The following is a 14490-nucleotide window of genomic DNA, read 5'->3' on the forward strand; positions in this document are numbered from 1 at the left end:
CGGAGGAGCCCTCGGCGAACGCGCGTGCCTCGATGGGTTCCCGTGCGTCGGCCACCGGACAGCCGAGGTGGATGAAGACCGTCCAAGCGGCCCGGTACACCTTGGCGCGCGGATCGGCGGCCATGGCGGAATCGTACGCTTGCCGTTGTCTCGCCAGGGGCGGTATGTGAATCGACTGCGGGGCAGTCCGGAGTCACACTTCCGGGGCCGCCGCGATCACGCCGGCGGCGACCGCCGCGCCCAGGGCGGCATGGTCGGCGGCGTTCTGGTCCGCGTAGTGGAGGGCGAAGTCGGCGACGGCCTGTTCGAAGGTGTCGGCGCCGCCCAGATAGGCGGCGATCGCGATGCGGTCGCCGGAGCGGGCGTGAGCACGGCCCAGGGCGGTGCCGCACAGCCGCGCGTACGCCAGGAGGTCGGCCGGCTTCATCCCCGCGACGTCCGCCGAGCCCTTCATGTCGCGCAGCCGCCGCCAGTAGTAGGCACGCCCCTGCGGCCCCGACATCCACCCGAGGAAGACGTCACCGGCCGTCTGCAACAACCGCTGACCTGCGACGACCCGATGCCCGGGATGGACGTAGGGCCCGGTCGGCAGATGCTCTTCCCACACGGACTCCCGCGCCTCCTTGATCTGCAGGAAGAGGGGGTCGTCCTGGTCGCGTCCGGTGAGCAGCACGACGAAGCACCGCATGCCGACGCTGCCCACGCCGACGACCTTGCGGGCGGCGTCGGCGAAGCGGTAGCGGTCCAGGAGGAGGCGGCGCTCCTCGGGGAGGGTGGAGCGGTAGTCGCTGAAGATCTTGCGCAGCGACGCCATGTCGGAGGCGCCGGCGGGTTCGAGGAGCGGTGGGTCCTGGATGATCCGGCGGCGTCCGTCGACCACTTCCGTGAGTTTGCCGACGGCGTGCAGGCTGGTGCGGCGGCGAGCCCGGGTGAGGCTGGCCTGTCCGCGGCGGTGCGCGGAGTGGGCGAGGGGCAGCAGGTGCTCGGCGTCGATGCGCTCGTACCAGACGGCGAGTTCGCCCTGCCGGGCCAGCCGCCGCACGGTGGTCCGGTACGCGGCCACCGCCTCCAGCGCCGAGCGGCGGACCTTTGCCTCGGCGTGCCCGTTCGCCCGGGCCGCCACGGCGACGGAGGCCGCGAGCCGTTTGACGTCCCACTCGAAGGGACCGGGGAACGTCTCGTCGAAGTCGTTCAGATCGAAGAGCAGGGCGCGTTCCGGGGAGGCGTACAGGCCGAAGTTCAGCAGGTGGGCGTCGCCGCACAGCTGCACGGTCAGCCCGGTGTGCGGCCGGGAGGCGAGGTCGGCGGCCATCACGGCGGCCGAGCCGCGCAGGAAGGCGACGGGTGACGCCGCCATCCGCCCGTACCGGATCGGCAGCAGTTCCGGCAGCCGGTCGCGGCCCTGCCGCTCCAGTACGGCGACGGGGTCGGGCCGGTCGACGGGCGGGATCCACGCGGCGTGCGCGGAACGGGCGACGCGGCGGCGGGCGGCCCTGCCGCGGTCGTAGCGTGAGGCAGCGGTACTCATGGGGTCCACCAACGCTTGCCGCGCCTGCCCATCACGCCTCCCGCTGCCGGCCGTGTCCGCACGGGGCGGTCCCGTCCGCCGCCCCCGCACGGTCGTCACCCGGGTTCCGCCGCCTCCTGATCGCAGTGAAGGCGGGTGCGGGGGTACGCGCATGCCGGGTACGGCGAACGGGTGACGCGGGGTGGGGTGACGTGGATCGGGTACGGCGCACATGTGCTGAGACCTCGGGGCGTCTTTCCTTCTCTTCCCGGCCCTACGGCGGCCCTGCGGCCCCTTGTCAGTGCCCTCCTGCAAGATGGGATCAAGGGTGATGCGACGGGGAGGCGGGGTGGCCGGGATGGGTGACGGCGTGCGGTACATCGGGGCGGCGGAGCGGCGGGCTCGGCTGGCGTTGCGGCATCGGCTGGCGCCGGGGGCGCGGGCGGGGAGCCCGGAGGAGGTCGCCGACTCATTGGTCGCGCTGCACGGCACGGACCCGGCGACGGTGTATCTGGCTGTCGGCGCACGGCTCGCGGACGCGGCGACGACCGTGCCGGAGACGGAGCGGGCCCTGTACGCGGACCGTTCCCTGGTCCGTATGCACGGCATGCGGCACACCGTGTTCGTGTTCCCCACGGACCTCACCGCCGTCGTGCACGCCTCCACCGGCCTCACGGTCGCCGCCCGGGAGCGGGCCGCGCTGCTCAAGGACATGGCGAAGGCCGGGGCACCGGACGCGGCCTGGCTGAAGGAGGTCGAGGAGTCGGCGCTGGCGGCGCTTGCGCGGCGCGGTCAGGCGACGGCGGCCGAACTCGCGCAGGACGAGCCGCGCCTGAGGGAACAGTTCGCGTACGCGGCCGGGAAGAGCTACGAGGGTGTGCACACCGTTTCGACCCGGCTGTTGAGGGTGCTGGGCGTGGAGGGCAGGGTCGTGCGGGGGCGGCCGCTCGGGTCGTGGACGTCCAGTCAGTTCCGCTGGGCGGTGGCACCCCCGCATCCCGAACTGGACGTGGCCGAGGCGCAGGCGGCGCTGCTCGGGCGGTGGCTCACGGTGTGCGGGCCGGCCACGGAGGACGACCTGAAGTGGTGGACGGGGTGGAAGGTGACCGACGTCCGGCGGGCGCTGACGGCGATCGGCGCGCGGTCGGTGGCACTGGACGAGGGCACGGGGTACGTCGTCGACGGGGACGTAGGGCCGGTGGCCGGGCCCGCGCAGCCGTGGGTCGCACTGCTGCCCGGCCTGGACCCGGCGGCGATGGGGTGGCGGGAGCGGGACTGGTATCTGGCACCGGAGTTGCGGCCGCAGCTGTTCGACGGCAGCGGGAACGTGGGGCCGACGGTGTGGTGGAACGGGCGGGTGGTGGGGGGTTGGGCCCAGCGCCGGGACGGCGAGATCGTGTGGCGGGCGCTGCTGCCCTCCGGGGTGGGGCGGGAGGCGGAGTCGGCGATCGGTGCCGAGGTGCAGCGGCTTCAGGGGTGGTTGGGGTCCACCAGGGTGACGCCGCGGTTTCGGACGCCGGTGGAGAAGGAGTTGGCGGGGTAGGGGTTGGCGGAGTGGGAGTTGGCGGTAAGGGTTTCCGCCCCGTCGCCCCCACCGTCCCGCCATGAGGGCCGGCCCCCCGGACCTCGCTCCGCAAACGCCGGACGCCGGACGCCGGACGCCGGACGCGCTGATTTTCAGCCCGCCCGGCGTTCGCGGACTAGGCCGGCCGGCTCACCGCGAGTAACGCATCAGTGCCCGCACCATGTGGCACGTCGTGTCCGACGGCGGATGGACGCCGATCAGTTCGGCGGCGCTCCGTATCGTCTCGTTGCGGGCCTGGTTCGGCATGTAGACCCCCGAGTCGAGCAGGGCGATCGCGAGCCGCATCGCCTTGAGGCGACGGTTGTGCGTGACATACCAGTCGCGCGGACGGCCCGCCGGCAGCGGGCGCTTCTCCACGGGGTCGTACGGCAGGTCGAGCAGAACGGGGCGCTTTGCTGTGGACTGCATCGGCTTCGGCTTCAGTGCGGCAGCGGGCACAGGCATCCTCCTGTCGCGGTCAGGGCCCTCACCGGGGACTACGTCGACCCCGGCGATTCCCTCGAACACTGCTTCTATTCTAGCGCCCGCCACTGACAAAAGCCCCTGGCCACAAGGGCTTTCGGGGCCGCTGTGACGCAGGTGGAGGACGGGTTTTCGCGTACCGTGAGGGCATGGAGATCTGGATCAACCCGGCCTGTTCCAAGTGCCGCAGCGCCATCAGCCTGCTCGACGCCGAGGGCGCCGACTACACCGTCCGCCGCTACCTGGAGGACGTACCGAGCGAGGACGAGATCAGGGACGTACTCGACCGGCTCGGTCTCGAACCGTGGGACATCACGCGCACCCAGGAGGCGGACGCGACGGAGCTGGGCCTCAAGGGGTGGGCGCGGGACGAGAGTTCGCGAGACCGGTGGATCAAGGCGCTGTCCGAACACCCCAGGCTGATCCAGCGACCGATCATCACGGCACAGGACGGCACGGCGGTGGTGGGGCGTTCGGAGGACGCCGTGCGGGATGCGCTGTCCCGCTGACCGTCTCACCAACCTCCGTGTGACGCGCGTTACTTCAGTGACTCCTGTAACCGCTGAGTAACCTCGTTCGGTATCTCGTACATAGCGGCGTACGCTCCCCTACCTCTCAGGAGGCGCGCATGTCGCGTAGGAGAAGTCTCGGTACGAAGAAGAAGATCGCGCTGCTGGTGAGCGCGGCGGCGGTGGCGGGAGGCGGCGCCTTCGTCATGGCGAGCACCTCGAACGCCGCGCAGAGTCCGGGCCCCAGGACGTTGTCCGCGGCGGACTCGAACGTCTGCCAGGGGCTCGCCACCGCCCTCGGGAACAACCAGAGGTTCATCGACGGGCAGAAGGCCGCTCCGGACGCCCAGTCCGCGGCGCGGATCGCCAACCGCGAGGCCGTCATCGCGCAGATCAAGGTCCAGCAGAAGGCGTCCGGTTGCGCCGTTGGGGAGTCGGCTCAGGACTCCCAGGCGACGCAGCCGGCGCAGAACGGCGCGGGACAGCAGGCAGGACAGCAGGCAGGTCAGCAGGCAGGGGGTGCCCAGCCCTCGCAGACCGCCTCGGCGCCCGCCGGAAACGCGGGCGGGAACGCGGGCGGCGCTGCCGCCTCCGGGCAGCAGGTGTGCAACGGCTCCACTGTCACCCTCTCCGGCGAGGGCGGCGCGCCTGCCGCCTCCAGCAACCAGTTCCCGGCGGGGACGACGCTGAAGGTCACCAACCTGGACAACAACAAGTCCACGACGGTGAAGGTCACTTCGGTGTCCGGCAGTTGCGCCCTGCTCAACAACGCGGCCTTCGAACAGGTCCGGGAGCCCGGCAAGTTCCTGATCCGACGCGCGCTGATCGAGAAGGTGGGGTGAGCCTCAGGGGTTCAGGAACTCCGTGAGGCGGCGGCCGAGTCCGGCGGGTGCGGACTGCGGCAGCGCGTGATGGGAGACATGCGGGAGTACGACCGTCTCGACACGCGGCAGCAGCGCATCCGCCCTCGATGCCACCTTGTACGCGTCATGGGTCCTGCTGTTCCCGGCCAGGAGCAGCAGGACCGGCGCGGTCAGTCCGCGCAGCGCGTCCGGCGCCGGGCGCGGGCGGGTCACCGGCTTCGACACGGAGGGGAAGCCGGCGGCCGCCTCCTGCAGACGGAGCCAGTCGGGGTCGAGGGGCACTCCCCCGGTCGCTCCCCCGGTCTCCCATTCCAGGAAGGCGCGGGCACGAGCGGGCGTGGGACGCAGCATCAGCGGCAGGGCGCGCAGCAGGTACGCCGGCCGGAAGCCGGCGAAGCACATGACGGGGTCCAGGAGGAAGAGGCGGCGCACGCGCGTGTGTGCGTGCCGTGCGTAGTGCAGGGAGATCCAGCCGCCGTACGAGTGCCCGCCCAGGTCCGCCTCCTCAAGGCCGAGTTCGTCCAGAACCCCCTCCAGCCAGGCCACCAGGTCGGCGACCGTACGGGGGTGACGGTCGACGGCCTCGGTTCCGCGGCCCGCGCAGGCGGGGAGGTCGACGGCGAAGACGCGGTGGGTGCGGGCGAGGCCGGCGGCCTGGGCGTACCAGGTCGCGGAGGTGGCTCCGCCGCCACCGGGCAGCAGGACCACCCCAGGGCCGTGCGGCGGGCCGCAGACATTGACGTACGTCGTGCCGAAGGGGGTGGGGACGGTCACCGCCTCCCGCTCGGCGGGCCACTTGCCCATGACCTTGTCGTACGCGGCCAGGAAGCCGTCCATGTCGTAGGCGGACCTCATTGCCCCTCCCCTATTATCTCGCTGAACGAGATACTCGATGAACGAGATAATAGAGCGGAGGCCGGTCTTGCGGAACCTTGGACCCGAGATGGAGGTCGTCCATCTGCTGCGCGCGGTGACGGTCGAACTCGGCCTGCACAGCGCCCGGTTCGCGAGCCGCAACGGCATGCACCCCACGGACGTACGCGCACTCATCGCCCTCATGGACGCCTCACGGGCCGGTGAGGAGACGACGGCCGGGCGGCTCGGCGCGGCACTCGGGCTGAACTCGGCGGGAACGACCGCGCTCGTCGACCGGATGGAACGCGCCGGACATGTGCGCCGGGTGCGCGCCGGGGGAGACCGGCGCAAGGTCCTGGTCGAGGTGACCGAGCAGGCGGTCGAGCTCGGATGGGCCTCCTTCGGACGGCTGATCGGAGGGGCGGCGGAGTTGCTTCGTGTGTACGACGAGCGGGAACTGGCCGCCGTCAAGGGGTTCCTCGAAGGAGTACTGGAGGGGCTGGCGGAGGCGGCGACGGAGCGGGACTGACCGGTCCGCGCGTTCTCACACCGTGACTCGCACCACACCACCTTCAGGTAACACGGGGTTCACATTCGAGCAACGGCCGGGAAATCGCCTGTTGACAGGCTCGCGGGCACAAGAGCGGCGCCCCAGTGCCGCAGCGCCGCAGCACCCGCAAGTGCGTAAGACACACCCCCGAAGGAAGTGGCTCGTGACCTTCAAGGCTGAGTACATCTGGATCGACGGCACCCAGCCGACCGCCAAGCTCCGTTCCAAGACGAAGATCATCACGGGCGGGCCCGTCGGTCTGGACACGCTGCCGATCTGGGGCTTCGACGGGTCCTCCACGAACCAGGCCGAGGGCCACTCCTCGGACCGCGTCCTCAAGCCGGTCTTCACCTGCCCGGACCCGATCCGCGGCGGCGACGACATCCTCGTCCTGTGCGAGGTCCTCGACATCGACATGACGCCGCACGAGTCCAACACCCGTGCCGCGCTGGCCGAGGTCGCCGAGAAGTTCGCCGCGCAGGAGCCGATCTTCGGCATCGAGCAGGAGTACACGTTCTTCCAGGACGGCTACCCGCTCGGCTTCCCCAAGGGCGGCTTCCCGGCCCCGCAGGGCGGCTACTACTGCGGTGTCGGCGCGGACGAGATCTTCGGGCGTGAGATCGTCGAGGCACACCTGGACAACTGCCTCGCGGCCGGCCTCGCCATCTCCGGCATCAACGCCGAGGTCATGCCCGGCCAGTGGGAGTTCCAGGTCGGTCCTGTCTCCCCGCTGGAGGTCTCCGACCACCTGTGGGTGGCCCGCTGGCTGCTCTACCGCACCGCCGAGGACTTCGGCGTCGCCGCGACGCTGGACCCGAAGCCGGTGAAGGGCGACTGGAACGGCGCCGGTGCGCACACCAACTTCTCCACCAAGGCGATGCGCGAGACCTACGAGGCGATCATCACCGCGGCCGAGTCGCTGGGCGAGGGCTCCAAGCCGCTCGACCACGTCAAGAACTACGGCGCCGGCATCGACGACCGCCTGACGGGCCTGCACGAGACCGCCCCGTGGAACGAGTACTCGTACGGCGTCTCCGACCGCGGCGCCTCGGTCCGTATCCCGTGGCAGGTCGAGAAGGACGGCAAGGGCTACATCGAGGACCGCCGTCCGAACGCCAACGTGGACCCGTACCTGGTGACGCGCCTGATCGTGGACACCTGCTGCTCCGCGCTGGAGAAGGCCGGCCAGGTCTGATCCGACCCGACTCCTGCGAGGGGGCGCCCATCGATCGCGGTGGACGCCCCCTCGCGTTGTCAGTGGTGCGTGCGAGGGTTGGGCCATGGAGATCAACGGGGGCATGGAGAACGACCGGGGACCGGCGGGCGACGGGGACCTGGGCATCGGCCGGAGCACGGAGACCGACGGGTGCCTCGCGGTCAGGGTCCGGACGGAGAACGGGCAGGCGCACACGCGGATTTCGGCCGAGCGGCTGGTTGAGCTGGTGCACCGGATCGGCGGTGCGGACGACCACTTCCTCGTCGTGCAGCGGATACCGGACCGGCCGGGGCTCTTCATCCAGGTGGCACACGAGCCGCGCGGGGTCTACGAGTTCCAGCACCGCACGGGCTCCGTCCCGCACATGTGGGTGACCGAGGTGACGGATCCCGGCCTCGTCGCGGACGTGATGGTGCGCTGGGCCCGGCAGGAGCGGGACTGGGACGCGGGCGTCACCTGGCGGCGCGACGAGCTCGCACCGCCCGAGGAGGTTCCCGCGCCCGACCCCCGGGCCGCGGGGCGTGCCGAGCAGTATGTGCGCGAGCTGCTTCAGGACGGCTACCTGGGCATCGACGAGCTGGTCCGCGAGACCGTGTACCTGATGGAGGACGCGCTCTCCCCCGCCCAGGCCCGCCGGATCGTCGAGCGGCTGTGGCTGGAGCGTGTCGACGCGCAGGAGACCTGGACGGCGCCGACCGGCCCGGACCGGCTGGAGCGGGCGTTCGCGGCTCTGGAGCGCACCGGCATCGTCGCCCGGGAGAACTTCGCCTGCTGCCATGGCTGCGGCATGACCGAGATAGGTGCGCAGGCGGACTCGGTCCAGGGCGCGCGGGGCTTCGTCTTCTTCCACCACCAGGGCACCCGCGGCGCGGCGGAGGGCGGCGGACTGACGCTCTATTACGGCGGGTTCGACGACTCGGCGCGGACCACCACGGCCGTCGGCCACGAGGTCGTCGCCGCGCTCGGTGCCGCCGGGCTGCCCACGGACTGGGACGGCGATCCGGCGAAGGCGATCGAGGTCACGCCCCTGACCTGGCACAAACGCCTCACAGGGTGAGGTCCGCGACGTGAGTTTCATACCGGGGAAGCGCCCAAGCAGTGAGAGGAGGCTCCTCGCCGCGGGCAGCGTCTGCTTCAATGGAGCCATGGCCGGCTTCCAGAACCACACCGCGACGGGTCGCCATGACCTCGAGCCGTTCTGGCCTTCCCGTCAGCACCACGACTTCGACCGGGTGTGTTGCCGCGCGATGAACGCGTCGGCCCTCTAAAGCCGTACACCCCGGCCTTCGTCCGACGCGAAACGACGTACGTCCCTCGACGAGCCCGACCGTGAACTCGCGGCCCGTCGTCCTCCCAGACGAACTCCTCGCGCGAAAGAGCTGACCCCTCATGGCGACCACTCGTTCTCTCTCCCCCGCCACCCTCACCGCCGCCCCGACCGTCACCCCGGCCCATGGCGCCCGGCACCGGCTGCGCGCCGTCGACCGGGACGAGGTCGTGGACGTGGCGGACTTCCTGCCGCCCGGCGCCACCTGGCTGCCGGCTCCGCAGCACACCCTGCCCACCCTGCCGGGCCGGCCGCCGATGATCGGCTACCTGGTGCTCGTCCCGGCCGACCAGCAGCCGCCGTTCCTGCCGGTGGCGGTGCCCGACCGCACCGACGCCGTGATCGCCCACGGCGCGGACGCCGGCGGCCAGGGCGGCGATCCGCTCGTCCGCATCGACTCCGTGCAGCGCACGGCCGACGTGGACGGACGGGAACTCGACCTCACCTACCTGGAGTTCGAGCTGCTCGCGCATCTCGTGGCGCACCCGCACCGGGTGCACACCCGCGACCAGCTGGTCACCACGGTGTGGGGGTACGGCCACGTGGGCGACGGCCGCACCGTCGACGTCCACATCGCCCGGCTGCGCCGCAAGTTGGGCGCCGAGCACCGCGCGGCCATCCAGACCGTGCGCCGGGTCGGCTACAAGTACACCCCGCCGACCGGCCGTTGACCACTCCCGACCTGCTGCCGACCTGCCGCCGGTCTGCCGCTGATCCTCTGCTGACGGCAGATTGCCGTTCCGTCACGCGTCCGGTCCGGGCAGGCTCACCGGCATGAGACTTCTGGTGCTGGGTGGTACGGAGTTCGCGGGACGGGCCGTCGTGGAGGCGGCGCTCGGGCGCGGCTGGGACGTGAGCGTCCTCAACCGGGGACGGCACCGACCGCCCCCGGGCGTGCGGTCCCTGCACGGCGACCGCACCACGCCCGACGGGCTCGCCGCCCTCACGGACGGCGAGTGGGACGTCGTCGTCGACACCTGGTCGGCGGCGCCCCGGGCCGTGCACGAGGCGGCGCGACTGCTGCGGGGCCGCGCCGGACGGTATGTGTACGTGTCGAGCCGCTCGGTGTACGCGTGGCCCTCGCCCCGCGGACACACCGAGGATGCGCCGCTGGTGGAGGGCGCCGAGCCCGACGCGGACAGGACCGACTACGCGCGCGACAAGCGGGGCGCCGAGATCGCCGCCGTCGAGGCGTTCGGCGCGGACCGGTCCGTTCTCGTACGGGCCGGGCTGATCCTCGGCCCGTACGAGAACGTCGGCCGCCTGCCCTGGTGGCTCGGCCGGATCGCGCGTGGCGGGCCCGTACTGGCCCCGGGACCGCGGGACCTGCCCCTGCAGTACGTCGATGTGCGCGACCTGGCCGAGTGGATCCTCGGCGCGGCGGAGCAGGAGCTGAGCGGGCCGTACACCCTGGTCAGTGCGCAGGGGCACGCCACCATGGGCGATCTGCTCGACGCGTGCGTCGCCGTCACCGGCTCGGACGCGGAGCTGCGCTGGACCGACCCCGAGGCCATCCTCGAAGCGGGCATCGAGCCGTGGACCCAACTGCCGGTGTGGGTGCCGCCGGACAGCGAGGAGCACGACTGCCTGCACGGCGGGGACGTCTCCCGCGCGCTCGCTACGGGGCTGCGCTGCCGGCCCGTCGCCGAAACCGTGACCGACACCTGGCGCTGGCTCCAGGACATCGGCGGCACGGCACCACAGCGCCCCGACCGGCCCCCGGTGGGACTGGACCCCGCCGTGGAGGCCAAGGTGCTGCGGGGTTAGCGGTCCACTGCTCTCCTCGCCGAGGGGTGTACGTGGCACCACCCGTCGGCCGGGGGGCTCAGCCCAGTGACCGTCGGTGCGTGCTCGGCCAGACTGGCTGCCATGAACACCAACACGAAGAACGGGTCTCTTACCACGAGGGCCCGGGCCGTCGCTCTGGCGGCGGGGCGGGGGTTCGTGCTGGCCCTGGTGTCCCTGCCCGGCGCGGTTCTCGGCTTCACCCTCTCCCTCCTGTCCATCGCGCTCATCCCGATAGGCATCGGACTCGTCACGACACCGTGGGTGCTGACGGGAGTGCGGGCGTTCGCCGACTGGCGGCGGGCGCTCGCGGCGAAGTGGAGCGGGGTGCCGATCCCGTCGGCGTACCGGCCGGTCCCCGAGGACGCCAAACCCTGGACGCGGACGTACGCGATGCTGCGCGACCCGGCGATCTGGCGGGACCTGCGGTGGCTGCAGGTGGACATGACGGCGGGGTACGTGACGGCGCTGCTGCCGGCGGTGCTCCTCTTCTACCCCTTCGAGGGCCTGGCCGTCGCGGCCGGGCTGTGGCGGCCGCTGTCGGACGGCGGCGGCTACTGGTACGGCTTCGTGCATGTCACCGGCCAGGCCTCCGCGCTCGGCGCCGGTGTGCTGGCCGTCGCGATCCTCGCCCTCGGCTCTCCCTACGCCCCGCGGCTGCTGACCGCCCACTTCCGGCTCACCCGAGCCGTACTCGGCGCGAGCCAGGCCGAGTTGGCCGAGCGCGTCCGCGTCCTCACCGAGACCCGCCGTGACGCCGTCGACACCTCCGCAGCCGAACTGCGCCGCATCGAGCGGGATCTGCACGACGGGGCGCAGGCCCGGCTGGTCGCCATGGGCATGGACCTGGGCACCGTCGAAATGCTCCTCGACAAGGACCCGGCGAAGGCCAAGCAGCTCATCGCCCGGACCCGCCAGTCCTCCGTGGACGCCCTCGGCGAGTTGCGCGACCTGGTCCGCGGCATCCACCCGCCGGTCCTGGCCGAGCGCGGACTCGGCGACGCGGTGAGGGCGCTGGCACTCCGGCTGCCCCTCCCGACCGAGGTGAACGTCGAGTTGAGCGGCCGCGCGGACGCGCCCGTCGAGTCCGCCGCCTACTTCGCCGTCAGCGAGGTGCTCACCAACGCGGTCAAGCACTCCGGCGCGGACCGGATCGGGGTCGACCTGCATCACAGCGAGGGCATGCTGCGGATCTCCGTCACCGACAACGGCAAGGGCGGCGCGGTGATCGGGTCGGGCTCCGGGCTGACCGGAGTCGAGCGGCGACTGGGTACATTCGACGGCGTCCTGGCCGTCAGCAGCCCCGCGGGCGGTCCCACCATGGTCACCATGGAGATCCCTTGCGAGTTGTCCTAGCCGAAGACCTCTTCCTGCTGCGCGACGGACTGGTCCGGCTTCTGGAGGCCTACGACTTCGAGATCGCCGCGGCCGTCGAGTCCGGCCCCGAGCTCACCCAGGCACTGGCCGAGCTGGAGCCGGACGTCGCCGTGGTCGACGTACGCCTGCCGCCGACGCACACCGACGAGGGGCTGCAGTGCGCACTGCGGGCCCGCCGGGACAGACCCGGGCTTCCGGTGCTGGTGCTCTCCCAGCACGTGGAGCAGCTGTACGCGCGCGAGTTGCTCGCCGACGGCAGCGGCGGGGTGGGGTACCTGCTCAAGGACCGGGTGTTCGACGCGGAGCAGTTCATCGACTCCGTACGGCGGGTCGCGGCCGGCGGGACCGCGATGGATCCGCAGGTGATCCAGCAGCTGCTGTCCCGGCGGGCGGCCGACGACCGGCCTCTCGGGCGGCTGACGCCCCGTGAGCGCGAGGTGCTGGAGCTGATGGCGCAGGGCCGCTCCAACGCGGCGATCGCGGGGCAGCTGGTGGTGACAGAACGGGCCATCGCCAAACACACCTCCAACATCTTCGCCAAACTGGACCTGGAGGTGTCGGATGATGACAATCGTCGCGTTCTGGCGGTCCTCGCCTATCTGGACCAGGACCGGTGAACGGCCGCGTATTCTCCGGAACTTCCGCTGTTCAGGCGACTGTTGGGACCCGTCGGCCGAGTAATCCTCTGATTTGTTTGCGGGGCTGCTGAACACCCCTGGGGCCACGCCCGTATCAATGGGCGCCGCTTCACTCCTGTCGGGCGCCTAGAAGCCCCGCCAAGCCCGCAAGGAAGTCAGAGGAGTTCCATGGTACGCAACACACGAAAGCGCCGTACGCCGCTGGCCACCAAGGCCATAGCCGCATCGGCGGCTCTAGCGCTCGGTGGGGGCGGGCTGATCTGGGCGAACTTCTACGCCTCGGCTCACGAGTCGAACAACTCGGGGCAGAACCAGACCAAGGCCGCCGCCGGCCAGGTGGCCACGATCGCCTGCCCGGACGTTCAGCAGAAGCTGACGAATGTGCCGGAGAAGGCCCGTCAGGGTGTGGCCACGGAGCTGGCGAACCTCGACAAGCAGATCACCGAGGCCTACGCCCGTCTCGCCTCCACCCGCCAGGCGCAGGCCGGCGACGCGAACTTCGTGCAGAACGCCATCGTCGGTCCGCTCAAGGACAAGCGGAACGCGACCCTCGACCGGATTCGCATCGACATCCAGCGGGTCGGCGGCCAGGTCGACGCGTCCGGGCTGACCGCGCTCGCAGCCTGTACGACGCAGAACGCCAACCAGAACAACGCCGGTGGCGGCCAGAACAACGGCGGCCAGAACAACAACGGTGGTCAGAACAACAACAACGGCGGCCAGAACAACGGCGGCCAGCAGCAGGGCAACGGTGGCCAGAACAACGGCGGCCAGCAGCAGGGCAACGGCCAGGCCGGCGCCGGTCAGAACATCGGCGGTCAGGCCGGCAACGGTCCCGTCGCCGCCGACTTCGTGGACATCACCAAGGTCTCCGCGAACGTCCAGGGCAAGCCGCAGAACGGCGGCCAGGCCTCGACCGGCACGTTCACCACCAATTGCGGAGTCAACGCCAACAAGATCTTCAACACCGACAACGTGATCGTGGCGCCCGGCGTGACCAACGGCGCCCACCACACGCACGACTACGTCGGCAACCAGAAGATCAACGCGTTCTCCGACAACGGCAACTTCCTGCAGGGCGGGACCAGTTGCCAGAACAAGAACGACCTGTCGGCGTACTACTGGCCGGTGCTGCGACTGCAGGACGGCACGCAGGAGTTCGACCAGAACAAGGACGGCGGCGGCAAGGAAGGCAACGTCGGCAAGATCCTCACCGCCCAGCAGGCCGAGATCAAGTACGTCGGCAACCCGACCAGCAAGGTCGTCGCGATGCCGCAGTTCCTGCGCATCATCACCGGTGACGCCAAGACCACGACCAACGGCCTGGCGAACGCCAACGCGCACTGGAGCTGCACCGGCTTCGAGAACAAGGTGCAGCTGACGGAGCAGTACCCGATCTGCCCGCAGGGCAGCAAGGTGGTCCGCACCTTCGCCTTCCAGAGCTGCTGGGACGGCCAGAACATCGACAGCGCCAACCACCGCACGCACGTGGCCTTCGCTGACCCGGCGAGCGGTGCCTGCGGGAACGGCTTCAAGGCGATTCCGCAGCTGACGATGCGCCTGGTGTACGACGTTCCGACCCCGACCATCGAGAACGGCCAGGTCAAGAATCCGTACGCGGTCGACGGCTTCCCGGAGCAGCTCCACAAGGCGGCCACCGACCACGACGACTTCATCAGCGTCACGACCGGCGGCCTGGCGAACAAGATCGCGAATTGCCTCAACGGCGGGCAGCGTTGCCAGTGACGAGCCCCTAGGAAAGCGGAGAGCGGGCGGTGGGAATCTCCCACCGCCCGCTTTCGTGTGTGCCGTAGAA

Annotated in this window: 14 protein-coding genes; 11 read left to right on the forward strand and 3 right to left on the reverse strand. The window is 71.0% G+C overall.

The window, feature by feature from the left end:
* Positions 1 to 193: 193 nt before the first annotated feature.
* Complete coding sequence (locus OOK07_RS11630) at positions 194 to 1528, reverse strand: DUF2252 domain-containing protein (protein ID WP_266679462.1); 1335 nt, start codon at positions 1526 to 1528, stop codon at positions 194 to 196.
* Positions 1529 to 1865: 337 nt separating this feature from the next.
* Between OOK07_RS11630 and OOK07_RS11635 the strand changes: the two genes are divergently transcribed.
* Positions 1866 to 3050 carry a winged helix DNA-binding domain-containing protein gene (locus OOK07_RS11635; RefSeq protein ID WP_266796251.1) on the forward strand — a complete coding sequence of 395 codons (1185 nt, stop codon included), beginning with the start codon at positions 1866 to 1868 and terminating at the stop codon, positions 3048 to 3050.
* A gap of 171 nt (positions 3051 to 3221) precedes the next feature.
* On the opposite strand, the gene OOK07_RS11640 is transcribed toward OOK07_RS11635, so the two are convergent.
* The gene (locus OOK07_RS11640) at positions 3222 to 3530 is read right to left on the reverse strand and encodes a hypothetical protein (RefSeq protein WP_266679466.1); all 309 of its coding nucleotides are present in this window, start codon (positions 3528 to 3530) and stop codon (positions 3222 to 3224) included.
* 173 nt (positions 3531 to 3703) lie between these two features.
* Here OOK07_RS11640 and OOK07_RS11645 point away from each other — a divergent pair, with 173 nt between their 5' ends.
* Positions 3704 to 4063 carry an arsenate reductase family protein gene (locus tag OOK07_RS11645; protein WP_266796254.1) on the forward strand — a complete coding sequence of 120 codons (360 nt, stop codon included), beginning with the start codon at positions 3704 to 3706 and terminating at the stop codon, positions 4061 to 4063.
* Positions 4064 to 4182: 119 nt separating this feature from the next.
* Positions 4183 to 4905: an SCO2207 family protein gene (locus OOK07_RS11650; protein WP_266796256.1), complete on the forward strand. Its 723-nt coding sequence runs from the start codon at positions 4183 to 4185 to the stop codon at positions 4903 to 4905.
* Between the two features lie 3 nt (positions 4906 to 4908).
* Here OOK07_RS11650 and OOK07_RS11655 read toward each other — a convergent pair whose 3' ends face one another.
* Positions 4909 to 5781, reverse strand: coding sequence for an alpha/beta fold hydrolase (locus OOK07_RS11655; RefSeq protein ID WP_266796257.1), 873 nt, complete (start codon positions 5779 to 5781; stop codon positions 4909 to 4911).
* Between the two features lie 67 nt (positions 5782 to 5848).
* Between OOK07_RS11655 and OOK07_RS11660 the strand changes: the two genes are divergently transcribed.
* From OOK07_RS11660 to OOK07_RS11695, 8 genes are all read left to right on the forward strand, one after another.
* Positions 5849 to 6310 (forward strand): MarR family winged helix-turn-helix transcriptional regulator, encoded by a 462-nt coding sequence (locus OOK07_RS11660; protein WP_266679474.1) that lies wholly within the window; start codon positions 5849 to 5851, stop codon positions 6308 to 6310.
* 184 nt (positions 6311 to 6494) lie between these two features.
* Positions 6495 to 7526, forward strand: a complete 1032-nt coding sequence (glnII, locus tag OOK07_RS11665; protein ID WP_266679476.1) for a glutamine synthetase — start codon at positions 6495 to 6497, stop codon at positions 7524 to 7526.
* Positions 7527 to 7611: 85 nt separating this feature from the next.
* A complete protein-coding gene (locus OOK07_RS11670; RefSeq protein WP_266796259.1) occupies positions 7612 to 8604 on the forward strand; it encodes a DUF6891 domain-containing protein in 993 nt (330 codons plus the stop codon).
* A gap of 332 nt (positions 8605 to 8936) precedes the next feature.
* Positions 8937 to 9545: a winged helix-turn-helix domain-containing protein gene (locus OOK07_RS11675; protein WP_266796261.1), complete on the forward strand. Its 609-nt coding sequence runs from the start codon at positions 8937 to 8939 to the stop codon at positions 9543 to 9545.
* A 103-nt stretch (positions 9546 to 9648) separates the two neighbouring features.
* Positions 9649 to 10641, forward strand: coding sequence for an SDR family oxidoreductase (locus tag OOK07_RS11680; RefSeq protein WP_266796262.1), 993 nt, complete (start codon positions 9649 to 9651; stop codon positions 10639 to 10641).
* A 102-nt stretch (positions 10642 to 10743) separates the two neighbouring features.
* On the forward strand, positions 10744 to 12015 hold the full coding sequence (locus tag OOK07_RS11685; RefSeq protein ID WP_266796263.1) for a sensor histidine kinase: 1272 nt from the start codon (positions 10744 to 10746) through the stop codon (positions 12013 to 12015).
* Positions 12000 to 12653 (forward strand): LuxR C-terminal-related transcriptional regulator, encoded by a 654-nt coding sequence (locus OOK07_RS11690; RefSeq protein WP_266679486.1) that lies wholly within the window; start codon positions 12000 to 12002, stop codon positions 12651 to 12653. Before OOK07_RS11685 ends, OOK07_RS11690 begins: the two co-directional genes overlap by 16 nt.
* A gap of 189 nt (positions 12654 to 12842) precedes the next feature.
* Entirely contained in the window at positions 12843 to 14420 is a 1578-nt protein-coding gene (locus tag OOK07_RS11695; protein ID WP_266796265.1) for a DUF1996 domain-containing protein, read from the forward strand.
* Positions 14421 to 14490 lie beyond the last annotated feature (70 nt).

This window comes from Streptomyces sp. NBC_00078 (assembly GCF_026343335.1).
GTDB lineage: Bacteria > Actinomycetota > Actinomycetes > Streptomycetales > Streptomycetaceae > Streptomyces.

Bases quoted from the DNA above. Each gene is read 5' to 3' on its own strand.
- OOK07_RS11630 (WP_266679462.1), bottom strand. From the start codon at position 1,528: ATGAGTACCGCTGCCTCACGCTACGACCGCGGCAGGGCCGCCCGCCGC.
- OOK07_RS11635 (WP_266796251.1), top strand. From the start codon at position 1,866: ATGGGTGACGGCGTGCGGTACATCGGGGCGGCGGAGCGGCGGGCTCGG.
- OOK07_RS11645 (WP_266796254.1), top strand. From the start codon at position 3,704: ATGGAGATCTGGATCAACCCGGCCTGTTCCAAGTGCCGCAGCGCCATC.
- OOK07_RS11650 (WP_266796256.1), top strand. From the start codon at position 4,183: ATGTCGCGTAGGAGAAGTCTCGGTACGAAGAAGAAGATCGCGCTGCTG.
- OOK07_RS11655 (WP_266796257.1), bottom strand. From the start codon at position 5,781: ATGAGGTCCGCCTACGACATGGACGGCTTCCTGGCCGCGTACGACAAG.
- OOK07_RS11670 (WP_266796259.1), top strand. From the start codon at position 7,612: ATGGAGATCAACGGGGGCATGGAGAACGACCGGGGACCGGCGGGCGAC.
- OOK07_RS11675 (WP_266796261.1), top strand. From the start codon at position 8,937: ATGGCGACCACTCGTTCTCTCTCCCCCGCCACCCTCACCGCCGCCCCG.
- OOK07_RS11680 (WP_266796262.1), top strand. From the start codon at position 9,649: ATGAGACTTCTGGTGCTGGGTGGTACGGAGTTCGCGGGACGGGCCGTC.
- OOK07_RS11685 (WP_266796263.1), top strand. From the start codon at position 10,744: ATGAACACCAACACGAAGAACGGGTCTCTTACCACGAGGGCCCGGGCC.
- OOK07_RS11695 (WP_266796265.1), top strand. From the start codon at position 12,843: ATGGTACGCAACACACGAAAGCGCCGTACGCCGCTGGCCACCAAGGCC.